The organism is Ruminococcoides bili (assembly GCF_040093295.1).
GTDB classification, from domain to species: domain Bacteria; phylum Bacillota; class Clostridia; order Oscillospirales; family Acutalibacteraceae; genus Ruminococcoides; species Ruminococcoides intestinale_A.
This window is the reverse complement of the sequence record NZ_JBBNJY010000009.1, coordinates 1-25,781: the sequence shown is the minus strand read 5'-3', so window position 1 is coordinate 25,781 and position 25,781 is coordinate 1. Positions and strand designations below refer to the sequence as shown.

Genomic DNA, 25,781 nt, shown 5'->3' with positions numbered 1-25,781 from the left:
ATTGAAAAAAACAAACGCTTTAGCGCTTTAAAATTCAAAAAAATTCTCTTAAAACACCGCCTTGCACTTGTATTTTTTACTTGTATTATGTATAATAATTGATGTATATGGATTTATTGACAGAATATTCTGTTTTTTCGGAGGCTTTTAGTATGACAGCTAAAAATATAAAAAGATTTTTTACAGCATTTGTTTGTGCGGCACTTGTTGCTTGTACTGCCGTTGTTTGCAGTGCGGCGGGCAGTAAAATACAGATTGAAAAACTTGATAATATGACAATTCAACTGCCCGACAATATGCTTGGCATAACAAGGGACAGCAAGAGTACCGACAAGTATTTTTCCGTTTTCGGACTTGATTATGACAAAACAATGTCTGATTTCAAGAGCAGTGATATTTTTATGCAGGCTATGGATAATCAGGCAACCACGACGGTCACGGTTACTATGACACGCAACGGTGACAGCGAGGGTATTAAGAATTATAAACTTCTTTCGGACGAAAAGCTTTATGAAGTGAGAGAAAATTTTATTTCTCAAGAGGAATATATCAGTTGCACGCCGGATCAGGCGCAAGACCTTGTATGGCTTATGTTTGACCTTAATGTAGAGAGCGGCAGTGACAGAATCAAGACTTATCAGGCAAACACCGTTTATGACGGAATGAGTATTAATATTACTATTCAGCATAACGGCGGCGATGTTACATCTGCCGATTATCAAACTTTAAAGTCAATTCTTTCAACCGTTACTTTTAATGCAAAAGCTGACCCGGAAAGCGACTTTACAAAATATGTTTACATAGGTATAGTTGCTGTTGTTATTATTCTTTTTATCATAGTTATGATTGCAGGTAAAAAGACAAGAAAGAAAAACAAAAAGAGCAAAAACGAAAAAATTTTGCGTGAACTTACCGATAAATACAAATCAAACAATAAACCTGTAAAAAAATTACAGGAAGATGATATTGTCAGCATTCATCAGGCTTATGATGAGTTAAAAGAAGAAAACAACGACATAAGCAGTGGCAGAAAAGACGATGACCTCTTTGACGATTACAAGGACATTGACGAAGAAGAAGTAAAGGTTAAGATTTACGAAAAGCCGACAGTTTCGGATTATGAAATTGACGAAATAGTAAATGAGAGCAAAGAAAGGCTTAAGAATGAGGGCGCAGATGTTGAAGTAATAGAAACAAGTGCCGAAAAACTTGAGCCGCAGGAAGTAATTGAAGACCGACTTGAAGAGGCTAAGGAGGATTTACAGACCGAAGAGGTTGTTCAAACCGTGGCTGTTGACGAACCCGAAGATGAAAACGATGCTGAAGAAAACTCGGAAATAACCGAGGAGGCAGATGCGGATGCTACCGATGCAGCCGTTGAAAATCAATCGGTCAAAGATAAAGAAAACGCAGACTTTGAAATTGAATCGGAAGAAAAAGTAATTTCGGACGACGGAAAATACGAAGAAGCTGCACAGGCAGAAATTTCAACAGAAGAAGAACCGACAGACGAAATAGAAGAAACGATTGAAGAAGTTGAATCTGAATACGAAGAAGAAACGAAAGATAAAGTCGAAGAAGAAAACGAGGAAGAACTGAGAAGAGAGGCTGAAAAAAATACAGCCGATGATTTTGATGAAGGTTATGATTTCTTTGAGGAAAAGCCGAGAAGAATTGTAGGTATCATTGATGTTGACAGTTCAGACCTCAAAAATGCGGTCGATTACGATGTTCTTTCAGAGGAAGAAAAGCGTGCCGTAGAGGTTGAAACCACTGTGGATAACGATAAGACAGAAAGCTTTATTGCGGCTGCGGAAAAAGCAGGTAACGGAATAAAGAATTTCTTTGTACACTGCGGATATTTCTGCACAAATGTTTCAAGACTTATAAAGCGTAAGCATGCGGCTAAAAAGCGTAAAAAAGCTGAACTCGAACGCATAGAAAGAGAGCGTGTGAGAAAACAGCAGGCTGCGCAAAGGCGTGACGGCAACGGTCTTGTAAAGGTACACAGCGCCACACAGAGAAGACCGCAGCCTAACGGCAGAGCATCTCAGTCAGCTCACAGAACACCAAACAGAAAACCACAGCAGAACAATAACAGAAGAAAGTAATCAGAGGTGATTAAAATAAATACTTTAGTAATTAAAAACGCACACATAGTTTCACCGTCAGATGGACTTGACAAAGTTGCCGATGTTCTTGTAAAAGACGGCAAAATCACAAAAATTGCAGAGAACATCTCTACAGAGGGCAATGTGATTGATGCAGACGGCTTAACACTTATTCCGGGTCTTGTGGATATGCATGTACATCTTCGTGACCCCGGTCAAACTCACAAAGAGGATATTATAACAGGCTGTAAAGCAGCTGCTGCGGGCGGTGTTACAAGTTTACTTGCAATGCCTAACACAATCCCTACTACGGATAATGCCGAAACCGTAAAATATATTCTTGACAAGGCAAAGAATGCCGACGCCAATGTTTATGTGGCAGGCAGTATTACAAAGGGACTCAAAAGTCTTGAACCGACCGATCTTGAAGAACTTAAATCAGCAGGTGCAATTGCTCTTTCGGATGACGGCAGACCGGTTGAAAACACAAAGTATTTAAGCGAGGCAATGAAAAAAGCTCCGCAGCTCGGTATGACGGTTGTTGCTCACTGCGAGGATCTTTTCCTTGCAGACGGCGGTAAAATCAACGGCGGCGAAGTAAGCAAAAATCTCGGCGTAAAGGGTATTCCTGCCGCAGCAGAGGATTGCGGTACCGCAAGAGAAATTGCACTTGCGGCGGCGCTTGATGTGCCGATACACATTTGTCATGTCAGCACAAAAACAAGCGTTGCACTTGTAAGAGATGCAAAGAGAAGAGGGGTTAAGGTTACGGCAGAAACCGCACCGCACTATTTCTCAATGACAGAAAAAGAATTGCTTGCAAAGGATGCAGATTTCAGAATGAATCCGCCTCTCCGCACACATGAAGATGTTGTTGAAATAATAAGCGGTCTTAAAGACGGTACGCTTGACGCTATTGCAACCGACCACGCACCGCATACACCGGAAGAAAAGTCCGATTTTGAAAAAGCACCGAACGGTTCTATCGGTATGGAAACTTCATTTGCGGTATCATACACATATCTTGTAAAAACAGGACTTCTTACAATTTCGGAGCTTGTTGAAAAGATGAGCACAAATCCTGCCGAAATTCTCGGAATCAATGCAGGACATATCAAAGTCGGTGCGCCTGCAGACCTTGCACTCGTTGATTTGAACGAAGAATGGGTTGTTGATGTAGATAAATTGCACGGCAAGAGTAAAAATACTCCTTTCAAGGGCAAAACGCTCTGCGGAAAGGTTAAATATACAATTTTGGGCGGAAAAACCGTATTTGAAGATAAATAATCGGAGCGCTCGCAGATTAAAGGAGATTTGGCAAAATGGCACAAAAAGGTGATTTGTTATCAGTAAGAGAAGATATACGAGTTGTTGACGCTACAATTCGTGACGGCGGACTTTGTAATAATTTTGAGTTCCCCGACGAATTTGTTAAGGCTTTATATAACGCAAATGTAAAAGCAGGCGTTGACTATATGGAGTTCGGCTACAAGGCATCTAAGGAACTTTTCAACGAAAAAGATTTTGGTAAGTGGAAGTTCTGTAACGATGACGACATAAGAGAAGTTGTTGGCGAAAACAATACAGACCTTAAGATTGCAGTTATGGCTGATGTTGGCAGAACAGATTTTAAGAATGACATTCTTCCAAAGAACGAAAGTCCGATTGACCTTGTAAGAATTGCAACATATATCAACACAATTCCTGCGGCAGTAGAAATGATTGAGGACTGCGCAAAGAAAGGCTATGAAACCACAATCAACATTATGGCTGTTTCAAAGGCGAGAACAGAGGATATTATTACAGCTCTTGATATTCTCGGCAAAAGCCCTGTAAACGCATTTTATATTGTAGACAGCTACGGCGCTCTTTACCCTGAGGAGGCAAGAAAATTAGCTGAATTATATTGCTCATACGGTGAAAAGTACGGCAAGTCAGTCGGTATTCACGCTCACAATAACCAGCAGCTTGCTTTTGCAAATACTATTGAGGCTATGACACAGGGTGTCAGCTACCTTGACGCAACAGTAGACGGTATGGGCAGAGGTGCAGGCAACTGCGCACTTGAGCTACTCTTAGGTTTCCTCAAAAATCCTAAGTACAAGGTTGACCCGATTCTCAAGATGCTTGAGTATACACAGCAGTTCAGAGAAAGCGGAGTTAAGTGGGGATACGATGTTCCTTATATGCTTACAGGTCAGTATAACACTCACCCCCGTCCGGCTATCTCATTTGTTAAGGATGACAGAAAAGATTACACAAACTTTGCTCACGAACTTTTTGACATTATCAACAGCTGATGACGCATATAATGAGATTAAATCCCTTGCCGTTCAAAATGATAGCAAGCGGAGAAAAAACCATTGAGTTAAGGCTTAATGATGAAAAACGCAGAAAACTAAACCGCAAGGATTTGATTACTTTTGTAAATACAGAAGACAGCATTAAAACCATTACGGCTGAGGTTATTGATATTTATAAATATAAATCTTTTAAGGAATTATACGCTGATCTTCCTTTACTTAAATGCGGATATACTAAGGAAGATATTTCAAATGCAAAACCCGAGGATATGATAGAGTATTATTCAGAGGAGCAGCAGAAGAAATACGGTGTATTGGGAATAGAGATAAAAGTAATATCGTAAGCGTTATTACTGAATTTAAAAGGAGAGTAAAAAATGGCATTTGACAGACTTATTGATAAAATCGCAGAAATGCAGAATCCTACAGTTGCAGGTCTTGATCCAAAGCTTGACTATGTACCTGAATTTATTAAAGAGGAGTGCTTTGCAAAGTATGGCAAAACTCTTGAGGGTGCGGCTGCCGCTTTGTTTGAGTTCAACAAGGCTCTTATTGACGCCCTTTATGAGGTAGTTCCTGCAATCAAGCCACAGGCTGCTTACTACGAAATGTACGGTTGGCAGGGCGTTAAGGCACTTGCAGACACTATTACATATGCAAAGTCAAAGGGTATGTTTGTTATTACAGACGGTAAGCGTAACGACATCGGTACAACAATGGAGGCTTACGCTGCCGCTCACCTCGGCTCAACCACAGTTGCAGGCGAAGAGGTAGAGGCTTTTGGTGCAGACGCACTTACAGTAAACGGTTACCTCGGCACAGACGGTATCAAACCGCTTGTTAATATTTGCAAAAGCGGTGACAAGGGCATTTTTGTACTTGTTAAGACATCTAACCCAAGTTCAGGCGAATTACAGGATAAGAAACTTGATGACGGCACAACCGTTTATGAGCAAATGGGTAAAATGTGCGAAGAGTGGGGAACAGAGCTTGAGGGCAAATACGGTTACTCGGGTGTCGGCGCAGTAGTCGGTGCAACATATCCCGAACAGCTTGCCGAAATGAGAGCTAAATGTCCGCACACATTTTTCCTTGTACCGGGTTACGGTGCACAGGGCGGCGGTGCAAATGATGTTAAAAACGCATTTGATGAAAACGGTCTTGGCGCAATCATCAATTCAAGCCGTGGTATTATGTGCGCATGGAAAAAACAGGGCCTTACCGAGAATGATTTTGCAAAGGCTGCTTACAACGAGGCGGTTCGTATGCGTGACGAAATTATCGGCTGCATAGGCAAAATTAAGAAATAATACAATAAATTGTTATTTTTATGTATTAAACACCAAATATTGTTGACTTTGCTAAAAGTTGGCGGTATAATTTAATAGTCAGTATTAGTTAAAACTGTAAATAAAATATATTTTCAAGGGAGATTTTTAATATGGCAAGAGTATATAACTTTTCTGCCGGTCCTTCAATGCTTCCGGAGGCAGTATTAAAGACAGCAGCAGATGAAATGCTTGATTATCAGGGCAGCGGACAGAGTGTAATGGAAATGTCACACCGCAGCAAAACATATGATAAAATCATTAAGGACGCTGAAGCTTTACTTCGTGAGATTATGAACATTCCTGACAACTACAAGGTTATGTTCCTCCAGGGCGGCGGTTCTACACAGTTTGCAATGGTAGCACTCAACTTTATGAACAAGAACAATAAGGCTGACTACATAATCACAGGTCAGTGGGCTAAAAAGGCTTACAAAGAGGCTGCTCGCTATGGCGACGCTAAGGCTGTTGCTTCTTCAGAGGATAAAACTTTCTCTTATATTCCTAAGACAGATAAGTCAATGTTCAGAGAGGACGCCGACTATGTGTATATTTGTATGAACAATACTATTTACGGTACTGTTTATCACGAACTTCCGGATACAGGCGATATTCCGCTTATTGCAGATATTTCATCTTGTATTCTTTCAGAGCCTATTGATGTAACTAAGTTTGGCGCACTCTTTGCAGGTGCTCAAAAGAATATGGCTCCTGCAGGTCTTACAATCGCAATTGTTCGTGAGGATCTTATCGGCAATGCTATGGACATCTGCCCGACAATGCTTAACTATAAGACTCACGCTGACGCAGATTCACTTTTCAACACACCTCCTTGCTACACAATTTATATTGCAAAGCTTGTTCTTGAGTGGATTAAGAATGAGGTTGGCGGTCTTGATAAGATGAAAGAGCTTAACGAGAAAAAGGCTAAACTTCTTTATGACTTCCTTGATAATTCAGAACTCTTTAAGGGTACTGTTGTTCCTGAGGATCGTTCACTTATGAATGTTCCGTTCGTAACAGGCAATGCTGACCTTGACGCTAAGTTTGTTAAAGAGGCAACAGAGGCAGGTCTTGTAAACATCAAGGGTCACCGTACAGTTGGCGGTATGAGAGCTTCTATCTACAATGCTATGCCATATGAGGGTGTAGTTGCTCTTGTTGACTTTATGAAGAAGTTTGAGGCAGAAAACAAGTAATTTTTGCTCAAACAATCTGCTTTAAATAAAATAAAAGAGGATGAATACAATGTTTAATATACTTACTCTCAATAAAATTGCTGCCGTTGGCACAAGCCGCCTTGGTGACAATTACGCTTACGGTGACGATGTTCAGAATCCTGACGCAGTTCTCGTAAGAAGTGCCGCTATGCACGATATGCAGTTTGAAGATAATCTCCTTGCCATTGCAAGAGCAGGCGCAGGTACAAACAACATTCCAAAAGATGTTTGTTCTGAAAAGGGTATTGTGGTTTTCAATACTCCGGGTGCTAATGCAAATGCTGTTAAAGAGCTTGTAATTGCAGGTCTTTTACTCTCTTCAAGAAGAGTAATGGAGGGTGCAGACTGGGCAAAGACACTCAAAGGTAACGGTGACGCAGTAGGTAAGATGGTAGAAAAAGGCAAGAGCCAGTTTGTAGGTCCTGAAATTAAGGGCAAAACTCTCGGTGTAATCGGTCTTGGCGCTATAGGTATTCTTGTTGCCAACTGTGCCGTTGCACTCGGTATGGATGTAATCGGTTTTGATCCGTTTATGTCTGTAACAAACGCATTAAAGCTCAATCCTGCCGTTAAGCTTATGAAGAGCGGCGAAGATGTAATGGTAAACTGTGATTACCTTACAATCCATGTTCCTCTTACAGCTGACACTAAGGATATGGTTGATGCAGATATGATTGCTAAGATGAAAGACGGCGTTCGTATTCTCAACTTCAGCCGTGACGGTCTTGTAAATTCAACAGCTGTTCTTGAGGCTGTTAAGAGCGGTAAGGTTGCTAAGTATGTAACAGACTTTGCAACTGATGATATTATCGGCGAAGAGAATATCATTTGTCTTCCACATCTCGGTGCATCAACTCCCGAAAGTGAAGATAACTGCGCAATTATGGCTTGCGATGAGCTTAAAGAGTACCTCGAAAACGGTAACATCGTAAATTCTGTAAACTATCCTGCACTTTCACTTGCAAGAACAAATACAGAGAATGTTCGTTTCTGCGTAATGCACAAGAATGTACCTGAACTTCTTAAGAAGGTACTTTCAGAGGTAAAAGGCAATGTAGAAAATATGCTTTCAAAGAGCCGTGGCGACTACGCTTATGCAATTATTGATGTTGCAGGCGGTAACCCTGAAAACGCTGCTGCTATTGCAGCTATTGAAGGTGTAATCCGTGTTCGTGCTATCTAAAAGCATAATATAATGAAGTCATAGGGCGGCAGAGCTATTCTGTCGCCCTTTTAAAGTTTTGTTTTAATGTCCTATTTTAAATGTTGGGGTAAAATTAATAGATTATGGTTTAACTCGTGCGCTAAACCATACTTTCCCACAATTTTTGATAAAGAATTTTTTTGAATTGAGGAATGAAAATGAGAGGAATAAAAAAATTATCTGCAATTACGCTGACTGCCGTGCTTGCATTTTCTTCTACAGTTACTGCATTTGGCGCAGAAGTAACAGAATCGGTTTCTTACAGCAAATGGGGTAGTAAAACCGTATGCGAAGCATTGGGAATAGATACTGCCGAATACTACAAATGGATTGTAAATCACGATAATGATTCAAGCAATGATTATCAGACTTACACTGTTTCTAAAAATTATGATTCATCTGTAGGTACTGATTATTATCTCGGTACAAAATATACATCGGGCGACCATCGTACACCAAAAGGAGATACCAAAGGGTACTTTAATACAGATTTATATTCACCAAACAGCGGATATTACTGTGTAGGTTACGGCAGACAAGACGAGCTTAACGGTTCATCGTACAAGCCGCAGATGAACTGCACAGGATTTGTATGGCATATACTTTACAAGTCGCTTGCAAATACCAAGGCACAAAAGGGTCAGTCGGTAAGCTATGCATACGCAAACACTCATATTCCGAGTTATTCGTATGCGGCTTATGATACGGGTCAGGATACATGGATTAATTGGGCGGGCAATAACAATATCAAGACATATTATTTTGACGGTACAAGTGCCATTAATAATGCATTGAACAGCGGAGTGCTTGAAAAAGGCGATATTATTTTTATGCTCGGTACGGCTGACGCTCATGTCGGTATTTTTTACGGCAATAATTCAAAAAATAACAAGTTCTGGCATTCTCAATATAAAAATGTAAATACAATCACAAATATTGAACCGAGGGGTACTTGCTACGGATTGTATGTATTTAAAACAGGTTGTTCAAACGGTATTGATCTTAATATTCAGCTTAACAGCACACAAAGCGGATTAAAGGGTACTTCATACGATTATTCACAGTTTGAATACACGGTTTATGCTGACTCGGCTTGTAGAAAGCCTGTCGGAAAAATTGTACCGCAGTCTGACGGATTCGGTGCATTTGGTTTGACGAGCAGTCAACAGTATTCTTCATCAAGTGCGGTTGCGAGAGGTGTGCCTGTTGCAAATACTTCTTATTGGTGCAAAGAAACAAAAACACCGAACGGGTATGTTGCAGACAACACGGTATATAAATTTGAAAAGTCTACATTGACATGGGGCGGTACGGAAAGATACTATGCAGGTGTAGCTGTAAATGAAAATAACCATAAATTAAGCAAAATAAACAAGACACCTAAAATAGCACTCCGTATTCAGAATGTGTCATCTTATTCCGAATTGACCGATAATAATGAAAATTATTCACTTAGCGGTGCGGTTTATGAAGTTTATAATTCCGATAACACTTTTTGCGGTTATATGAAAACAGGCGAAGACGGCTGGGTATGCGCAACCTCAAAAGAAAAAACCGACGATGTAAATAATATTAAATGGAATGAAAGTGCGTTCGATTCAGCTCTTTATATGCCATACGGTAATTATTACGCAAAGCAGGTTGTTGCTCCGAAAGGCTTTGAATTATTTTCTGACAGAATAATTCTTGATAATGTTTATCAATATACATGGAGCGGTCTTACGGTTTATTATGCTCAAGCTGAAAATACACCAATAAAGTTGGATACTTCGACAGTAAGAGTAAATCTTACAAATGAGTTTAAAGCCCCGATAAACTGTGCGGAGTTTGAATTGTTTTCAGATGTGGAATGTCAAAATCTTATTGATACGGCAATAACAGACAATAACGGTATAGCCGAATTTGCTAAGCCGTTACAGGTTGGCACTTATTATATTAAGCAGAAAAAATCAGCTGTCGGTTATTTTTACGATTCGGCAGTAACGGAAGTTGTTGTTAAAGAAGAAAATATCGGCAGTAATACTGACATATCGTTATTTGCAAAAAGCAAGGGCGATGTAAATAAAGACGGCAATATTGATATTACAGACAGCACGGTAATTCAGCTGTTTGTTGCAGGCGAAAAAGCAGAGGACGGTTCGGATTTTGTTGATATAAATGATACCGTCAGCTTTGATAATGCCGATATTGACGGCAACGGAATAATAGATATCAACGATATTACTAATCTTCAGATAATAATTTCAAAGAATAACTGATATTATTTAGTGAAAACTTCCTTTGACATCTGCAAAACCAAAATAGTATAATATATAAAGATGTGTTGCACTACTGCGTAATTCCAATCAGTAGTGCAGCACTTTTTTGTTTTAAGAGGTGTTTTTATGAAAAAAATAAAAGAAAAAGATAAAATGGAAATTTTGCCTGTTAAAAGCCTTATGCTTAGAATGGGTGTTCCTATGATACTTTCTATGGTACTGCAAGCAGTTTATAATATTGTTGACAGTGCTTTTGTATCTAATATGGAAGATAACGGTGAACTTGCGCTTAATGCGCTTACGCTTGCCTTCCCTTTGCAAATGTTAATAGTTGCAATCGGCATAGGTACAGGTGTGGGTGTTAATGTTCTTGTAGCAAAAAGCCTTGGAGAGGGTAACAGAAACTATGCCGATAAGGCTGCGGGTAACGGTGTATTTCTTGCTGTTGTTATTTACGCAGTGTTTTTAATATTCGGATTGTTCGGTGTTAAATTATATATCGGCACGCAGACTGCAAACGGAATTGTTTTGGAAATGGCGTGTGATTATTTAAGAATATGCTGCGTATATTCTTTTGGACTTGTATTTTTCTCTCTTTATGAAAAACTTTTACAAGCAACAGGCAAATCGGTATTTTCGACAATTGCACAGATCTGCGGCGCAGTTGCAAATATTATTCTTGACCCTATTATGATTTACGGTTTGTTAGGCTGTCCGAAATTCGGTGTAAAGGGTGCTGCATACGCTACGGTTATCGGTCAAATTATTTCACTTGCGGTTGCTTTTATTTTTCATATAAAGTTTAACAAAGATATAACCAATAATGTTAAAAACATTAAGCCGTCGGCAAATACAATACTGAACATTTACAAAATCGGTTTGCCTGCAATAATTGCACAGGCACTTATGTCGGTTATGACTTACGGCTTTAATCTTATTTTGGGTACGGTCAGTGAGGCGATGGTAACAGCTTACGGATTGTACTATAAAATACAGCAATTCATACTTTTTGCAGCGTTCGGATTAAGAGATGCCATAACTCCGATTATGTCATATGCGTTTGGAATGAAGAGTAAAAAGAGAATTGACGACAGTATAAAATTCGGCTCAATTTACACAACAGTAATAATGTTTGTAGGTCTGGCGGTAATAGAAATTATAGCTAATCCGCTTTCAAGTGCTTTTGGACTTTCGGGTGAAACACAATTGTTATGTATCGGCGCAATGCGGATTGTTTCTGCAAGTTTTATATTTGCCGGCATTAACATAGCTTTTCAGGGAATGTTTCAGGCAATTAACGGCGGAATGCAGTCGCTGATAGTTTCAGTTTGCAGACAACTTGTGTTTGTATTGCCTCTTGCGTGGATATTTACTGTGCTTGTCAATAAATCAATTTGCGGCGAATGGATAATTTGGCTTTCCGTACCTGTTGCAGAGATTTTGTCTGCCGTTATTTCGGTTGTATTGATGAAAAAGTTATACAAAAAACAGATTAACAATAAAACAGAAGCATAAAAATTCCCCTGCATACTCAAAAATATGCAGGGGAAAGTTTTAATTTTGGTCTTTTATAAATGTAAATGATGTTGTGTTATCGTACGAATAGGTGAGAGTTTGCCTTGTCGCTTCATAACTCAGCTTTTCGCTGTTGCCGTTTAGTGTAGCGTCAACGCTTGTGCCGCTGAAAACATAACTGCCTTTATATTCAATACCCGCAAGCGTTGCGGTACAGCTGCCGTTTCCTTTAAAATTAAATTCAAAATATCCGTCCTTAAGCTCAAGCTCGCTGTATTGTACGGTTTCTCCGTCGATAACGGCAGATACAGGGACCCATTTTCCCTTTAACACCTCATTTTCGCTTTTATCACCGCAGCCGCTGAAAAGAAAAATTACAGCAAAAAGTGATAAGAAAACAGGTAAGGTGCGCTTTATAATACATTTCATTGTGACACATCCCGATATTGATATAATATATATTATTTTATCATTTTTTACGTTTTTAGTCAATTTGCGGAATGTAAAGTATTTCTAACATATTAATGATATGAATGTGCAAATTGTAAGAATTTATATGAATTACTGGTGACCTTTAAGTTTTGACACCGCTTTTTTCAGTTCCTGCGGTATATCGTCGGCACTTAGTGTATCGTGAATTTTGCAAGTGCCGGCTTTTTGCGCAGTTTCGTAATACCAGCATTTGTAATCTAAAATTCCGAGAGTTTCATTCAGTTTTTCCATTTGAGCAAGTACGGCATCTCTTTGCTTTCTGATAAGTTCAAGTCGCTTGTCAATTGAAGAATCCCCCTCAAGAGTCCAATCTATAAAAACTTTGATGTCTTTAAGCGACATACCTGTTCTTTTAAGACATTCAATGAGAGTTAATAACTCGTAATCGGAATCGTCAAAAATGCGGATACCGCCGTTTGTACGCTTTACATTAGGCATAAGTCCTTCTTTGTCATAATATCTAAGGGTTGACGGCTGCATATCAAGTCTTTTTGAAATTTCACCTATAGTATATTGCATAAGAACACCTCGTTTAAGTTAAAGTAAGCTATAAGTATTTTATCACCTTGAAATTATGATGTCAATAAAATCATAACCGTATACCATTTGGCAATTTGCTGCAAATAATATGATTTTTTATCTCTGCATAATTGACAAATTGCAAGCAAAATGCGATAATATAAAGGTATATTTGTCGGGTAATCTGCCCGAATAAATTGTAAGGAGATATGATTATGGCAAAGGAGCTTGCTAAATCCTACAAACCGTCTGAGTTTGAGGACAGAATTTATGATTTCTGGATGAAGGGCAACTACTTCCATGCAGAAGTTGACAAAGATAAAAAACCATACACAATCGTTATGCCGCCGCCAAACATTACAGGTCAGTTGCATATCGGTCACGCACTTGACCTTACACTTCAGGATACTCTCATTCGTTGGAGAAGAATGCAGGGCTATGCTGCACTTTGGCTTCCGGGTACAGACCATGCGTCTATTGCGACAGAGGCTAAAATCGTTGAGGCTATGCGCAAAGAGGGCGTTACCAAAGATGATTTAGGCAGAGAGGGTTTCCTCAAGCGTGCCTGGGAGTGGAAAGAAGAGTACGGCGGAAGAATTACCCGTCAGTTCCGTAAACTCGGTTCAAGCTGTGACTGGCAGCGTGAGCGCTTTACAATGGACGAGGGTTGTTCTAAGGCGGTTAAGGAAGTTTTCGTAAAACTTTACAATAAAGGACTTATTTATCGTGGCGAGCGTATCATCAACTGGTGCCCGCATTGCTGCACATCAATTTCAGACGCAGAGGTTGATTTTGCAGAGCAGGAGGGCTTTTTCTGGCATCTCCGCTATCCGTTAAAGGACGGCAGCGGTTATGTTGAGCTTGCTACAACAAGACCTGAAACACTTTTGGGCGATACTGCGGTTGCGGTAAATCCCGATGATGAAAGATATAAAGACATTGTAGGCAAAACACTTATTCTTCCGCTTGTAGGCAGAGAAATTCCTGTTGTTGCCGATGCATATGTTGAAAAAGATTTTGGTACAGGTGTAGTTAAAATTACTCCTGCACACGACCCTAACGACTTTGAAGTCGGCTTAAGACATAACCTTGAGGTAATCAATGTTATGGACGATACAGCCCATATGAACGAAAATGCCGGTAAATATCAGGGTATGGACAGATACGAGTGTCGTGAAGCAATCGTTAAAGACCTTGAAGAGGGCGGTTTCCTCGTTAAGATTGAGCCTCACACTCACAATGTAGGTACTTGCTACCGTTGTAAGACAACTGTTGAGCCGAGAGTGTCAAAGCAGTGGTTCGTAAAAATGGAACCTCTTGCAAAGCCTGCAATCAAGTGTGTTAAGGAAAAGCAGATACAGATTATTCCGGAAAGATTTGAAAAAGTATATTATCACTGGATGGAGAACATCAAGGATTGGTGTATTTCCCGTCAGCTTTGGTGGGGACACAGAATTCCTGCTTGGTATTGTGACGATTGCGGTGAGGTTATCGTAGCAAAGGAAACTCCCGTAGCTTGCCCTAAGTGCGGTAAAAACCATTTGCATCAGGACGAAGATACTCTTGATACATGGTTCAGTTCGGCTTTATGGCCGTTCTCAACACTCGGCTGGCCTGACAAGACACCTGAGCTTGAGTATTTCTATCCTACAAATACACTTGTAACCGGTTATGATATTATTTTCTTCTGGGTTGCAAGAATGATATTCTCTGCTATTGAGCAGACAGGTCAAGCACCGTTCAAGACCGTATTTATGCACGGTATTGTAAGAGATGAGCTTGGCAGAAAGATGTCTAAGTCACTCGGTAACGGTCCTGACCCGATTGATGTTATCAACAGATACGGTGCCGATGCGCTAAGATTCTTGCTTGTAACAGGTAACTCACCGGGAAATGACATCAGATATTCAGAAAAGCGTATCGAGGCTTGTGCAAACTTTGCCAATAAGCTTTGGAATGCTGCCCGTTATGTTCATATGAATATCGACGATTACAATGTAGAAAACAAGCTCCCCGATACTCTTACAACAGAGGATAAGTGGATTGTTTCTAAATTCAATACAGTGGCTAAGGAAGTAAACGAAAACCTTGAGAAATTTGAGCTTGGTATTGCTGTTCAGAAAGTTTACGAGTTCATTTGGGATTGTTACTGCGACTGGTATATTGAACTTGCTAAGACAAGACTTTCGGGTGACGGCGAGGACGCTCAGAACGCAAGACAGGTACTCCTTTATGTACTTGATCAGATTTTAAGACTTCTCCATCCGTTTATGCCGTATGTAACAGAAGAAATTTGGCAGACAATTCCTCACGAGGGTGAAACCGTTATGCTTGCTAAGTACCCTGAGTTCAAGGCAGAGCTTGACTTCCCGGATGCTGTTGCCGAAATGGAAAGAGTTATGGACGCTATCCGTGCTATCCGTAACCGCCGTAGTGAGATGAATGTCCCTCCGTCAAAGAAAGCTAAGGTTTATGTTGCAACTAAGTTTGCAGACACATTTACTAACGGCACACCGTTTATTCAGAAACTTGCATCTGCAAATGAGGTAGAGGTTGCCGAGCACTTTGACATTGAGGGCGCAGTAACGGTTGTTACAGCTGACGCAAAGATTTACATTCCGCTTAGCGAACTTGTTGACAAAGACGCAGAACTTGCAAGACTTAACAAGGAGCTTGAGCAGGTTAAGAAAAGACTTGCACAGAGCGAGGGTAAGCTTAACAATGCAGGCTTTGTTGCAAAAGCACCTGAGGCTGTTATTGAAAAGGTAAAGGGTCAGGCTGCAAAGGAAAGAGAGCAGATTGCACTCATTACCGCTGCCATTGACGCATTAAAATAAAAATTAAGGGGCAGTCTTCGTGACTGCCCTTTGTTTAAGGTGAGTTTTTGTATGGAATGGATATTTAAAAGTTTTGACGAACTTACAAATGAAGAATTATATGCTGTTTTGAAATTGAGATTTGAAGTCTATGTAATCGAGCAGAATTGCCTTGAAACAGACCCCGATGATAAAGACCAAAAATGTATGCATTTAATACTTGAAGATGACGGTAAAATTATTGGCTATGCGAGAATTTTACCTCCTAATCTTTCATACGATGAGCCGTCTATAGGCAGAATTGTGCTTGATAAGACATACAGAGGAAAAGGACTTGGCAGAGAGATTGTGCAAAAGTGTATTGACTTTATTCACAATATTATGAAGATACAAAAAATCAGGATTTCAGGTCAGGCGTATTTGCTTGATTTTTATAAAAGTTTTGGATTTGTTGTTACCGAAGGCCCGTATCTTGAGGATAAAATACCGCATTATCAAATGCTTTTAAGCTGAAAAATGCCCTTGTCTTGCGACAGGGGCATAATTTATGTGTAAATTAAAGTGTGTGATAGTAAATTACTATGTCTTCGTAATCTCCGCTTTTGAGCAAAAATCCGTTTGGAATTGTACCAAGCTCGACAAAACCGAGTTTTTTGTAGAGATGTCGGGCAGAAAGATTTGACTTTACAACTGCGTTGAATTGTAAAATTTTAAATCCGTTTTCCTTGCCTTGAACAAGGCAATCCGAAACAAGCTTTTCACCGATATGTAAATTTCTTGCACTGCTTTTTACGGCATAGCTTGCGTTGCAAATGTGACCGCATCTGCCTACATTGTTGGGGTGAAGAATGTATAAGCCTAAAATTTCGTGGCTTTCGGTATTTTCCGCAACCGCACAATATGTTTGTGAACCGAAAAATTCCGCACCGCTGTTTTCGTCAAGTAAATCAAGCTGCGGAAAGGCTATTCCGTCCTCTACAACTTCGTTCCAGATTTTAACCATGGCAGGGTAATCACTTTTGACTGCTTTGCGAATATTTATTTCCATAAAATCAACCTTTTGTGCGTAATCTACTAATATTTTAGCACTTAGTTTTTCTTTGTCAATATGGATTGATTTATCGGTGTAAAAGTATTATAATAAATATTTAAGACAGTACAATTTGATTTGTAAAAATACAGATGTTTACGGTATTAAATTAGATGCGAATAAAAATAAAAGAGGTAGTTTGATGGATTACTTAAAGAGAACCTGGGCAGAGGTATCGCTTGATGCAATTAAGCATAATTTTAATGAAATAAAAAACAAAGTCGGCGGCAGAGCAAAGATTTGCTGCGTTATAAAAGCAGACGGTTACGGTCACGGCGCCGTTGAACTGTCTAAACTCTATGAGCAGCTTGGCGCTGACTTTTTTGCCGTTTCAAATATTGACGAGGGTATTGAAATCCGTGAGGCAGGCGCAAAATTGCCTATTGTAATTTTAGGCTTTACTCCTGCAAATGAGGCTAAGCGACTTGCAGAATACAATATTTCTCAGGCAGTTTACAGCCTTGATTATGCAAAAATGCTTTCTAAGGCTTGTTGTGAGCAGAATGTGGTTTGTAAAATTCACATCAAAGTTGATACCGGTATGAGCAGAATAGGTTTTATGTGTCAGGAATTTCCGAGAGATGATTATTCTGTCGAAGAAATCAGAACAGCCTGCACTCTAAAAAATCTTGAGCTTGAGGGTATGTTTACTCATTTCTGTGTATCGGATGAAGCCGAGGACGGCAAAGACTTTACAGAAAAGCAGTACAGTTGCTTTTCTTATGTAAGGGATAAACTTAAAGAATCGGGAATTAACATTAAGATTTGCCACTGTTCAAACAGCGGTGCTATTGAAGATTATGAGCATACATATTGCGATATGGTAAGAGCGGGTATTATACTTTACGGACTTGCTCCGTCGTATAAAATTCAGAATAATTTAAATCTTATTCCCGCAATGACTTTAAAATCAACGGTTGCGTATGTAAAAAATCTTAAAAAGGGTGCTGATATTTCATACGGAAGAACATTTACCGCTCCTAAAGATATGAAGATTGCAACTGTTCCGATTGGATATGCCGACGGTTTTATTCGTCAGAATGCAAAAGACGGATATATGCTTGTCAACGGTAAAAAAGCAAAAATTGTGGGCAGAATATGTATGGACCAGACTATGATTGATGTTACCGATATTGAAGATGTAAAAATCGGTGACGAGGTAGTGATTTTCGGAACAGGCGAAAACGGCGAAATGACAGCCGATGACCTTGCAAAAAATACTGATACTATTAACTATGAAGTAGTTTGCCTTGTAGGCAAGCGTGTACCGAGAATTTATATTAAAAACGGAAAAGTAATGGATGTGATGTATAAGCTATGAGAATGCTTGTTATTGACGGAAACAGTATAGTAAACCGTGCTTTTTACGGTATAAGACCGCTTACAACAAAAGACGGTCAGTTTACAAATGCGATTTACGGTTTTCTTACAATGCTCACAAAAATAAAAAACGAAGAAAATCCCGATGCGGTAGCTATTGCTTTTGACCTTAAAGCTCCTACATTCCGCCACAAGGCATATGCAGGCTACAAGGCAACAAGAAAAGGTATGCCGGAAGAGCTTGCCTCACAGATTAAACCGCTAAAAGAGCTTTTACAGCTTTTGGGTTATACTCTTGTGACCTGCGAGGGATATGAGGCCGACGATATTTTGGGAACATTTGCAAAGGCTTGCGAGAAAAACGGCAACGAATGTGTGATTGCGACAGGTGACCGTGACAGCTTACAGCTTGTTTCCGATACAACAACAGTGCATCTCTGCACAAACAAGCAAGACATCAGTTATACACCCGCAAAAATTCTTGAGGATTACGGCGTTACACCAAAACAGCTTATAGAAATTAAGGCTATTCAAGGCGATTCGTCCGATAATATTCCCGGTGTTGCGGGAATCGGCCCTAAGGGTGCAGGCGATTTGATTTCACGCTTTGGCAGTGTTGATTACATTTACAGCCATATTGACGAGATAGATGTTAAGGACGGCATCAGAAATAAACTTAAAAATTCCGAGGAAAATGCAAAGTTAAGTCGTATGCTCGGTGAGATTTTCTGTGAAGTTCCTATCAATACAAATGTTGAGGATTACAAAGTCGAATTGAAAGACCCCGAAGAATGTGCGAGGTTTATGGCAAAACTTGAGCTATTCTCGCTTATCGACAAACTCGGATTAAAAGAAATGCCGACAGCGGAGGAAAAGCCTGCAACTGTGCAGAACTTTGAAGTTGTAGAAAATGCAGATGCTAATGTTCTGTATGAGAATATTAAAAAACAGGGTAAGGTATATTTTAAAACTGATTTTTCTGATATAGAAAATCCTGTTTGCAATATTCTTTTTGACGGTAAAGTTTATATTGTTAAGGATAACGAATTTTTCGACAAACTTCTTGAAAATGAAGAAATTTTGAAATTTACTCACGGCAGTAAGACAGTTTTTGCTTATGCCGATAAGAAAAATATTGAAGTAAAATCGCTTGCGTTTGATATTGAACTTGCGGCATATCTTATCGAGCCGTCATCAAAAGATTACAGTGACGAAAATTTATGCGGCGGTTACGGAATAACGCTTCCGAAAAACGAGAAGTTTTCGGAACTTTCTGCTCTTGCCGTATATGATGTGCTTTGCGAAAAACTTAAGAAAGATATAGATACAAACGAACAGGAAAAGCTATTGACAGATATTGAAATTCCTCTTGCAAAGGTGCTTGCTAAAATGGAGAACATCGGATTTGCCGTTGACAGGCAGGGTATAGAGGACTACGGCAAGATATTGCACGAACAGATAAAAAATCTTGAAAATGAGATATACACAAGCATCGGTTATGAATTTAACATAAATTCTCCGAAACAGCTTGGCAAGGCGCTTTTTGAAGATTTAGGACTTCCGTGTAAGAAGAAAACAAAAAGCGGCTACAGCACAAATGCAGAGGTGCTTGAAAGTCTGCGTTACGAACATCCTGCGGTTGAAATGGTGCTTTCGTACCGTACGCTTGCAAAACTTTATTCAACCTATTGCGAGGGGTTGTTAAAGGTTATTGCCAAGGACGGCAGAATACACTCAAGCTTTAATCAAACCGAAACCAGAACTGGAAGAATCAGCTCAACAGAGCCTAATTTACAAAATATCCCTGTCCGTACAGAAATCGGCAGAGAATTGAGAAGGTTTTTTGCCGCAAGAGAGGGTTGGGTGCTTGTTGATGCCGACTATTCTCAAATTGAATTAAGAGTGCTTGCTCATATTTCGGGCGATAAGAATATGATAGAGGCATTTAATACGAATGCCGATATTCACACTATTACAGCGTCACAGGTGTTTAATATGCCTGTTGAAATGGTTAATTCCACAATGCGCAGTCGTGCCAAGGCAGTAAACTTCGGTATAGTTTACGGAATCGGTGCTTACTCACTTGCTAAGGATATTAAAGTAACCAATAAAGAGGCATCTAAATATATTAAAGACTACCTCGCTCATTACAGCGGTGTTGACGAATATATGAAAAATGTCGTTGAAAAAGCAAAGCGTGACGGTTATGTTGAAACAATGTTTGGCAGAAGAAGATATTTGCCTGAACTTAGCTCGGGCAAGCATATGATGAGAGCTTTCGGTGAGCGTGTGGCAAGAAATATGCCGATTCAGGGCACTGCCGCAGATATTATCAAAATTGCAATGATTAAAGTTGACGAAAGAATGAAAAAAGAGGGCTTGCAGGCAAGACTTATTTTGCAGGTGCACGATGAGTTGATTGTCGAGGCTCCCGAAAACGAAAAGGAAACAGTGGCAAAGCTGTTGCAGGAGGAAATGGAAAACGCCGTAAAACTTTCTGTTCCTCTTACCGCCGACGCTGCTGTCGGAAGGACTTGGTATGATGCCAAAAAATAAAATTATGTTTGTATGTACAGGCAATACTTGCCGCAGCCCTATGGCAGAGGCTGTTTTTAACCGTTTTGCAGAGGAAAAAGGACTTGCCGTAAGGGCAGAGAGTATGGGTACAACAACCGTTACGGGTATGCCTGTTTCTGAAAATTCGGTTGAAGTCTGCAAAGAAATCGGTATTGATATTTCGGATATGCATTCTACGGCTTATTCCGATAAAAAACTTGACGAATACGATAAATTTTATTGTATGTCGACAAGCCACAAGTTTTTTCTTATGACGCAGTGCGCTGTCCCTGCCGATAAAATCGAGGTTATTAATGTTGCCGACCCGTATATGTGCGGCGTTGAGGTTTACAGACAGTGCCGAGATGAAATTTGCAGTGCCGTTAAGGAAATTTTAAAACAATATGAGAATTGAAGAAATGAAAGAAAGCCACCTTTTACATGTGGCAGAGATTGAAAATAAATGCTTTTCTCATCCGTGGTCATTAAAAAGTCTTGAGTCTGAACTAAAAAACAACGGCTCGCATTTTTATGTAAGCGTTGAGGACGATAAGGTTCTCGGCTACATAGGAATGAATGTTGTTGTTGACGAAGGATATATTTTTAATGTGGCGGTTGATGAAAACGCACGAAAAAAGGGCATAGGTACGGCTTTGATAAATACTCTTGTTACCTTTGCCAAGAAAAACAGCCTGGCTTTTTTGACTCTTGAGGTAAGACAATCCAATGAAAATGCAATAAGACTGTATTCAAACGCAGGCTTTGTTAAGGTGGGGGAGAGAAAGAATTATTATTCTGAACCTGTCGAAAACGCAATACTGATGACAAAGTATTTTTGATAAAACGAAAGGATTATTTTTATGAAGATACTTGCAATAGAGTCCTCTTGTGACGAAACCGCAGCAGCGGTTGTTGAGGACGGAAGAAAAGTTATATCCTCTGTTGTTGCCTCTCAGGTTGAGGAGCATAAACTGTATGGCGGTGTTGTTCCCGAAATTGCATCCCGCAGACACGCCGAGGCAATAGTGCCTGTTGTAAAAAACTCGCTTGAGCAGGCAGAACTTACTTTAAAAGAAATAGATGCAATTGCGGTTACATACGCACCTGGACTTATAGGGGCTTTGCTTGTAGGAGTTAATTTTGCAAAGGGACTTTCTCTTTCAACAGGACTTCCGCTTGTTCCGACCCATCATTTAAGGTCGCACATTGCCTCTAATTATATTTCTAATCCCGATTTAAAACCGCCGTTTCTTTGTCTTGTTGTTTCGGGCGGTCACAGTCATATTGTAATGGTTGAGGATTACACAAAAATGCGCATTATCGGCAAAACAAGAGATGATGCGGCAGGCGAGGCATTTGATAAAGCGGCAAGAACTATGGGTATGCCGTATCCGGGCGGAATTGCACTTGATAAGGTAGCAGAGGACGGCGATCCTTTTGCATTTAAGTTGCCAAGACCTACCGTAAGCGGTTCACAGTATGATTTCAGCTTTTCGGGACTTAAAACAGCTGTAATAAATCTAATTCATAATTCTGCGCAAAAGGGCATAGAACTTAACAAGGCAGATGTTTGCGCATCTTTCAGATATGCGGTTGTTGACTGTTTAAAAACCAATTTTTTGAAAGCGGCAGAAGATTTAAAGGTTGACAAGCTGGTTATTGCGGGCGGTGTGTCTGCAAACCGACTTTTGCGTTCTTCTTTACGGGAAGAATGTGATAAGCACGGACTTGCTTTTTATATGCCCGAAAAATCTCTTTGCGGTGACAATGCGGCAATGGTTGGCTCGCAGGGATATTATGAATTTTTAAGCGGAAATATTGCAAGCACAGACCTTAATGCTTTTGCCACTATGAGTATTGAACTGTAAATAAATATGTATTAATTTGTGGCATTTATTAATTACTTGTTGACATTTGTTGACTTGTACTTTATAATAAACATTAAGGCAAATTATGTATATTTACAGTGGTTTGCTGATTTTATGCTTACAAATTTATGGAGGAAAAAGATGGACAATTACAACAATAACGGCTACAACAACGATTCTTGGAATAACCCACAGGGCAACGGCCCGGATCCACAGCAGAATAACTACTCAAATCAGGGTTACCAGCAGCCTTACGGTACAGACAATAATCAGGGTTACCAGCAGCCTTACGGTACAGACAATAATCAGGGTTATCAGCAGCAGTCATATGGTGCAAATGATTATCAGCAGCCATACGGTTCACAGCCTGATTACAGTAACTACAATCAGAATAACTATCAGCAGCAGTATCCTAACTACAATCAGTATCCTGTAGAGGATAAAAGCGCAAAGAATAATGCTACTGCATCACTTGTACTCGGTATTATAGGTCTTTGCTGTTGTGCTCCTTGCGGTATAGTTGGTCTTATTCTTGGTATTAATTCTAAAAAGGCAAAGCCTGAAAATAACGGACTTGCAACTGCAGGTATCATTCTTTCTATTATTGCTTTAGTAATATGGGCAATACTTCTTATTACTCAAATTGTTTCAGGCGCATTTATCAGTTCAATTTCCTAATTTACTATTAATTTTATTACATAGCAAGCAACAAGCGGACTATATGTCTGCTTGTTTTGCTTTGGGGTGATTTTTATTATTAAGCCGTGCAAAACATATCAAAAAATTTTGGTTTTAATTTTACCGTTTGCCTTACTTTTTTTGTGTTATCTGATTTGTGCTTTTGCGTTTAAGTACATTTCATTGCCACCGTGTTATATACATCATGTTACAGGTTTGTATTGCCCCGGCTGTGGAGCGACAAGAGCGGTATATGCGCTTGTTAACGGAGATATTCTGCTTTCGCTAAGGCAAAATGCTTTTTTAGCGGTTGGAATAGTTATTGTTCTTATTCTGTATATTCAGTTCGTACTCCGTGCTTTTGGTAAAAAAATCAATACATTTATTAATACGCAAGGTTTTATATGGATAATGTTCGCTTTATTGATTGTTTATACAATTTTAAGAAATATTTTTCACACACTTGCTCCTGTGGAGATTACATATTAAGCAGGTTTGTAAAATTATAATATTTTCAATAAATTATTGACATTAAAATAACTGTATTTTATAATTATATTGAGTAGGTTATATTAATTTGCTTTTGTGGCTTATTAAAATTTGGAGGAAAACTATGGACAATTACAACAACGATTCTTGGAACAATAACCAAAATCCACAGCAAAATCAGAATACATATTCTGCACAGGACTATCAGCAGCCATACGGTTCGCAAAACTATTCCGCACAGGATTACCAGCGACCATATGGGACTGACAACAATCAAAATTATCAGAATTCTTACGGCACAGGTTACAATCAGACTCCGTCTTATCAGCAGCCTAACTATAATAATATGAGCAATGACGAAGAGCATGTTTCTGTTCTTCACTGGATTGGAATTTTCTGCCTTAATATCATTCCGTGCGTAGGCCCTATTGTTTATCTTATTATGATGTTTGTTTGGGCTTTTGGCAGCACACCTAAAAAGTCACTTAAGAATTTTGCAAGAGCACAGCTTATCTTGTCTGCGATTGCATTAGGTATTATGATTATTATGATTATTATTTCAGCAGCAACAGGTGCTGCTATATTCAGCGGTTCAAACAGCTATAATTATTATTAATTTTAACAGCAAGTTTATATACGAGGTGGTATAAATAATTACTCCATATAAAACATATCAAAAAATATTGGTATTTATATTACCGTTTGCATCTGTTGGTATGGCGTATTTGTTTTCGTTGTATGTTTTCAGATACATAACATTACCGTCTTGTTATTTATACGAGCTTACAGGAATTTACTGTCCCGGGTGCGGCTGTACAAGAGCGGTTTATGCGCTAATTCACGGAGATGTTATATTGTCGTTAAAGCAAAATCCGTTGGTTATAGTTTCTCTTGCTACATTATTTGTACTTTATATTGAACTCGTTTTCAGAGCTTTCGGAAAAAACTGCGCACATTTGTACACAGCAAATACTTTTTATGGGGTGCGTTTATAGCGATAATGATATATACGGTATTGAGAAATATCTTTCCGCAGCTTGCTCCGATAGAGCTTGTGTAAAATTAAAACTTTATAATTCGGTAGAAAGGCAATGTAAAAGTTGCCTTTTTATTTTTTGAAAAATTTTTCGGAAAAGTGTTGACAAATACTCGACAATAGTATATTATATAAATACAGTAATCATTACTGATTTATATGATAATTATAGAAAATATGAATTAGAAAGGGTTGAACTTTATGGCAAATAAATATGCCGGTACACAGACAGAGAAAAATTTACTTGAGGCTTTTTCAGGTGAATCACAGGCAAGAAATAAATATACTTACTTTGCGTCAAAGGCTAAGAAAGACGGATTTGAGCAGATAGCTTCATTATTTCTGAAAACAGCAGATAATGAAAAAGAACATGCAAAGATGTGGTTTAAAGAATTGAACGGTATTGGCAGTACAGCAGAAAATCTTGCCGCAGCTGCAGAGGGCGAAAATTACGAATGGACTGATATGTACGAAGGTTTTGCAAAGACAGCGGAGGAAGAGGGATTTCCTGAACTCGCAAAGAAATTCCGTATGGTCGGTGCTATTGAAAAAGCACACGAAGAGCGTTACCGTGCATTACTCCATAATGTTGAAATGCAGGAAGTGTTTGCAAAGAGTGAAGTTAAGGTATGGGAATGTCGTAACTGCGGTCATATTGTAGTAGGAGAGAAAGCTCCGCAGGTTTGCCCTGTGTGCGCTCACCCACAGTCATACTTTGAAATTCACGAAGAAAATTATTGATTATTGACAGAGCTTACTGTATAATAATTTAAATTCAAAAGATTTTAATATAGTTTAGCAAACGGTTTTGCCAAGTAACTATAAAAGTATTTTATTAAACCGTAATTAATAAAGAAAATAGAACAATATAAAAACAGCAGTCTATATCGTAAAGTAATAATGTGGTGACCCCCAAAAGTTAGATTTGAAAGCGTAGTGGCTTTTAGCTGCTACGCTTTTGTTATGCAACTAAGGCAT

Annotated in this window: 24 protein-coding genes; 21 read left to right on the top strand and 3 right to left on the bottom strand. The window is 39.3% G+C overall.

All coding sequences use genetic code 11. The annotated features are described in order from the left end of the window. Positions 1 to 152: 152 nt before the first annotated feature. From AAAY30_RS04655 to AAAY30_RS04615, 9 genes are all read left to right on the top strand, one after another. Positions 153 to 2,111, top strand: a complete 1,959-nt coding sequence (locus tag AAAY30_RS04655; protein ID WP_499215713.1) for a hypothetical protein — start codon at positions 153 to 155, stop codon at positions 2,109 to 2,111. A gap of 15 nt (positions 2,112 to 2,126) precedes the next feature. After that, complete coding sequence (locus tag AAAY30_RS04650; RefSeq protein WP_295025516.1) at positions 2,127 to 3,398, top strand: dihydroorotase; 1,272 nt, start codon at positions 2,127 to 2,129, stop codon at positions 3,396 to 3,398. 35 nt (positions 3,399 to 3,433) lie between these two features. Next, entirely contained in the window at positions 3,434 to 4,411 is a 978-nt protein-coding gene (locus tag AAAY30_RS04645; protein ID WP_302193317.1) for an aldolase catalytic domain-containing protein, read from the top strand. Between the two features lie 11 nt (positions 4,412 to 4,422). Then, positions 4,423 to 4,758, top strand: a complete 336-nt coding sequence (locus AAAY30_RS04640) for an ASCH domain-containing protein (protein ID WP_302186959.1) — start codon at positions 4,423 to 4,425, stop codon at positions 4,756 to 4,758. 33 nt (positions 4,759 to 4,791) lie between these two features. Then, positions 4,792 to 5,724 (top strand): orotidine-5'-phosphate decarboxylase, encoded by a 933-nt coding sequence (gene pyrF, locus AAAY30_RS04635; RefSeq protein WP_499215714.1) that lies wholly within the window; start codon positions 4,792 to 4,794, stop codon positions 5,722 to 5,724. A 131-nt stretch (positions 5,725 to 5,855) separates the two neighbouring features. Continuing rightward, a complete protein-coding gene (gene serC, locus AAAY30_RS04630; protein WP_022234430.1) occupies positions 5,856 to 6,941 on the top strand; it encodes a 3-phosphoserine/phosphohydroxythreonine transaminase in 1,086 nt (361 codons plus the stop codon). A 49-nt stretch (positions 6,942 to 6,990) separates the two neighbouring features. After that, on the top strand, positions 6,991 to 8,145 hold the full coding sequence (locus tag AAAY30_RS04625; protein ID WP_186935885.1) for a 3-phosphoglycerate dehydrogenase family protein: 1,155 nt from the start codon (positions 6,991 to 6,993) through the stop codon (positions 8,143 to 8,145). Positions 8,146 to 8,324: 179 nt separating this feature from the next. Beyond that, positions 8,325 to 10,424 carry a SpaA isopeptide-forming pilin-related protein gene (locus AAAY30_RS04620; RefSeq protein WP_252559177.1) on the top strand — a complete coding sequence of 700 codons (2,100 nt, stop codon included), beginning with the start codon at positions 8,325 to 8,327 and terminating at the stop codon, positions 10,422 to 10,424. Positions 10,425 to 10,550: 126 nt separating this feature from the next. Continuing rightward, entirely contained in the window at positions 10,551 to 11,939 is a 1,389-nt protein-coding gene (locus AAAY30_RS04615; RefSeq protein WP_333780936.1) for an MATE family efflux transporter, read from the top strand. 39 nt (positions 11,940 to 11,978) lie between these two features. Here AAAY30_RS04615 and AAAY30_RS04610 read toward each other — a convergent pair whose 3' ends face one another. Further along, positions 11,979 to 12,368, bottom strand: a complete 390-nt coding sequence (locus AAAY30_RS04610) for a hypothetical protein (protein WP_249375921.1) — start codon at positions 12,366 to 12,368, stop codon at positions 11,979 to 11,981. 132 nt (positions 12,369 to 12,500) lie between these two features. Beyond that, on the bottom strand, positions 12,501 to 12,950 hold the full coding sequence (locus AAAY30_RS04605; protein WP_022234425.1) for a MerR family transcriptional regulator: 450 nt from the start codon (positions 12,948 to 12,950) through the stop codon (positions 12,501 to 12,503). A 215-nt stretch (positions 12,951 to 13,165) separates the two neighbouring features. Here AAAY30_RS04605 and AAAY30_RS04600 point away from each other — a divergent pair, with 215 nt between their 5' ends. Together AAAY30_RS04600 and AAAY30_RS04595 are read left to right on the top strand one after the other, a co-directional pair. Beyond that, positions 13,166 to 15,787 carry a valine--tRNA ligase gene (locus AAAY30_RS04600; protein WP_302484174.1) on the top strand — a complete coding sequence of 874 codons (2,622 nt, stop codon included), beginning with the start codon at positions 13,166 to 13,168 and terminating at the stop codon, positions 15,785 to 15,787. A gap of 51 nt (positions 15,788 to 15,838) precedes the next feature. Then, complete coding sequence (locus AAAY30_RS04595; protein ID WP_302190875.1) at positions 15,839 to 16,279, top strand: GNAT family N-acetyltransferase; 441 nt, start codon at positions 15,839 to 15,841, stop codon at positions 16,277 to 16,279. 43 nt (positions 16,280 to 16,322) lie between these two features. Here AAAY30_RS04595 and AAAY30_RS04590 read toward each other — a convergent pair whose 3' ends face one another. Further along, positions 16,323 to 16,814 carry a GNAT family N-acetyltransferase gene (locus tag AAAY30_RS04590; RefSeq protein ID WP_294656965.1) on the bottom strand — a complete coding sequence of 164 codons (492 nt, stop codon included), beginning with the start codon at positions 16,812 to 16,814 and terminating at the stop codon, positions 16,323 to 16,325. Between the two features lie 184 nt (positions 16,815 to 16,998). Between AAAY30_RS04590 and alr the strand changes: the two genes are divergently transcribed. From alr to rbr, 10 genes are all read left to right on the top strand, one after another. Then, the gene (gene alr / locus AAAY30_RS04585; RefSeq protein ID WP_302190876.1) at positions 16,999 to 18,177 is read left to right on the top strand and encodes an alanine racemase; all 1,179 of its coding nucleotides are present in this window, start codon (positions 16,999 to 17,001) and stop codon (positions 18,175 to 18,177) included. Further along, positions 18,174 to 20,732, top strand: a complete 2,559-nt coding sequence (gene polA / locus AAAY30_RS04580) for a DNA polymerase I (RefSeq protein ID WP_303248243.1) — start codon at positions 18,174 to 18,176, stop codon at positions 20,730 to 20,732. Before alr ends, polA begins: the two co-directional genes overlap by 4 nt. Next, positions 20,716 to 21,147, top strand: coding sequence for an arsenate reductase/protein-tyrosine-phosphatase family protein (locus AAAY30_RS04575; RefSeq protein ID WP_022234416.1), 432 nt, complete (start codon positions 20,716 to 20,718; stop codon positions 21,145 to 21,147). The genes polA and AAAY30_RS04575 overlap by 17 nt, the downstream gene beginning before the upstream one ends. Further along, positions 21,137 to 21,571, top strand: a complete 435-nt coding sequence (gene rimI / locus AAAY30_RS04570) for a ribosomal protein S18-alanine N-acetyltransferase (RefSeq protein WP_337781766.1) — start codon at positions 21,137 to 21,139, stop codon at positions 21,569 to 21,571. The genes AAAY30_RS04575 and rimI overlap by 11 nt, the downstream gene beginning before the upstream one ends. A 21-nt stretch (positions 21,572 to 21,592) precedes the next feature. After that, positions 21,593 to 22,600, top strand: a complete 1,008-nt coding sequence (tsaD, locus tag AAAY30_RS04565; protein ID WP_303248244.1) for a tRNA (adenosine(37)-N6)-threonylcarbamoyltransferase complex transferase subunit TsaD — start codon at positions 21,593 to 21,595, stop codon at positions 22,598 to 22,600. A 141-nt stretch (positions 22,601 to 22,741) separates the two neighbouring features. Further along, positions 22,742 to 23,278, top strand: coding sequence for a DUF4190 domain-containing protein (locus tag AAAY30_RS04560; RefSeq protein ID WP_302333249.1), 537 nt, complete (start codon positions 22,742 to 22,744; stop codon positions 23,276 to 23,278). 183 nt (positions 23,279 to 23,461) lie between these two features. Next, positions 23,462 to 23,767 (top strand): DUF2752 domain-containing protein, encoded by a 306-nt coding sequence (locus tag AAAY30_RS04555; RefSeq protein WP_499222348.1) that lies wholly within the window; start codon positions 23,462 to 23,464, stop codon positions 23,765 to 23,767. A 124-nt stretch (positions 23,768 to 23,891) separates the two neighbouring features. Further along, positions 23,892 to 24,383 carry a hypothetical protein gene (locus AAAY30_RS04550; protein ID WP_296154412.1) on the top strand — a complete coding sequence of 164 codons (492 nt, stop codon included), beginning with the start codon at positions 23,892 to 23,894 and terminating at the stop codon, positions 24,381 to 24,383. A gap of 100 nt (positions 24,384 to 24,483) precedes the next feature. Beyond that, complete coding sequence (locus tag AAAY30_RS04545) at positions 24,484 to 24,762, top strand: DUF2752 domain-containing protein (protein ID WP_499215716.1); 279 nt, start codon at positions 24,484 to 24,486, stop codon at positions 24,760 to 24,762. A gap of 242 nt (positions 24,763 to 25,004) precedes the next feature. Then, positions 25,005 to 25,544 (top strand): rubrerythrin, encoded by a 540-nt coding sequence (gene rbr / locus AAAY30_RS04540; RefSeq protein WP_022234411.1) that lies wholly within the window; start codon positions 25,005 to 25,007, stop codon positions 25,542 to 25,544. The last annotated feature ends 237 nt before the right edge of the window (positions 25,545 to 25,781 follow it).

Bases quoted from the DNA above. Each gene is read 5' to 3' on its own strand.
- AAAY30_RS04600 (WP_302484174.1), top strand. From the start codon at position 13,166: ATGGCAAAGGAGCTTGCTAAATCCTACAAACCGTCTGAGTTTGAGGAC.
- rimI (WP_337781766.1), top strand. From the start codon at position 21,137: ATGAGAATTGAAGAAATGAAAGAAAGCCACCTTTTACATGTGGCAGAG.
- AAAY30_RS04640 (WP_302186959.1), top strand. From the start codon at position 4,423: ATGAGATTAAATCCCTTGCCGTTCAAAATGATAGCAAGCGGAGAAAAA.
- AAAY30_RS04560 (WP_302333249.1), top strand. From the start codon at position 22,742: ATGGACAATTACAACAATAACGGCTACAACAACGATTCTTGGAATAAC.
- tsaD (WP_303248244.1), top strand. From the start codon at position 21,593: ATGAAGATACTTGCAATAGAGTCCTCTTGTGACGAAACCGCAGCAGCG.
- AAAY30_RS04620 (WP_252559177.1), top strand. From the start codon at position 8,325: ATGAGAGGAATAAAAAAATTATCTGCAATTACGCTGACTGCCGTGCTT.
- AAAY30_RS04615 (WP_333780936.1), top strand. From the start codon at position 10,551: ATGAAAAAAATAAAAGAAAAAGATAAAATGGAAATTTTGCCTGTTAAA.
- rbr (WP_022234411.1), top strand. From the start codon at position 25,005: ATGGCAAATAAATATGCCGGTACACAGACAGAGAAAAATTTACTTGAG.
- pyrF (WP_499215714.1), top strand. From the start codon at position 4,792: ATGGCATTTGACAGACTTATTGATAAAATCGCAGAAATGCAGAATCCT.
- AAAY30_RS04595 (WP_302190875.1), top strand. From the start codon at position 15,839: ATGGAATGGATATTTAAAAGTTTTGACGAACTTACAAATGAAGAATTA.
- AAAY30_RS04655 (WP_499215713.1), top strand. From the start codon at position 153: ATGACAGCTAAAAATATAAAAAGATTTTTTACAGCATTTGTTTGTGCG.
- polA (WP_303248243.1), top strand. From the start codon at position 18,174: ATGAGAATGCTTGTTATTGACGGAAACAGTATAGTAAACCGTGCTTTT.
- serC (WP_022234430.1), top strand. From the start codon at position 5,856: ATGGCAAGAGTATATAACTTTTCTGCCGGTCCTTCAATGCTTCCGGAG.
- AAAY30_RS04605 (WP_022234425.1), bottom strand. From the start codon at position 12,950: ATGCAATATACTATAGGTGAAATTTCAAAAAGACTTGATATGCAGCCG.
- AAAY30_RS04550 (WP_296154412.1), top strand. From the start codon at position 23,892: ATGGACAATTACAACAACGATTCTTGGAACAATAACCAAAATCCACAG.
- AAAY30_RS04590 (WP_294656965.1), bottom strand. From the start codon at position 16,814: ATGGAAATAAATATTCGCAAAGCAGTCAAAAGTGATTACCCTGCCATG.
- AAAY30_RS04645 (WP_302193317.1), top strand. From the start codon at position 3,434: ATGGCACAAAAAGGTGATTTGTTATCAGTAAGAGAAGATATACGAGTT.
- AAAY30_RS04545 (WP_499215716.1), top strand. From the start codon at position 24,484: ATGGCGTATTTGTTTTCGTTGTATGTTTTCAGATACATAACATTACCG.
- AAAY30_RS04625 (WP_186935885.1), top strand. From the start codon at position 6,991: ATGTTTAATATACTTACTCTCAATAAAATTGCTGCCGTTGGCACAAGC.
- alr (WP_302190876.1), top strand. From the start codon at position 16,999: ATGGATTACTTAAAGAGAACCTGGGCAGAGGTATCGCTTGATGCAATT.
- AAAY30_RS04610 (WP_249375921.1), bottom strand. From the start codon at position 12,368: ATGAAATGTATTATAAAGCGCACCTTACCTGTTTTCTTATCACTTTTT.
- AAAY30_RS04575 (WP_022234416.1), top strand. From the start codon at position 20,716: ATGATGCCAAAAAATAAAATTATGTTTGTATGTACAGGCAATACTTGC.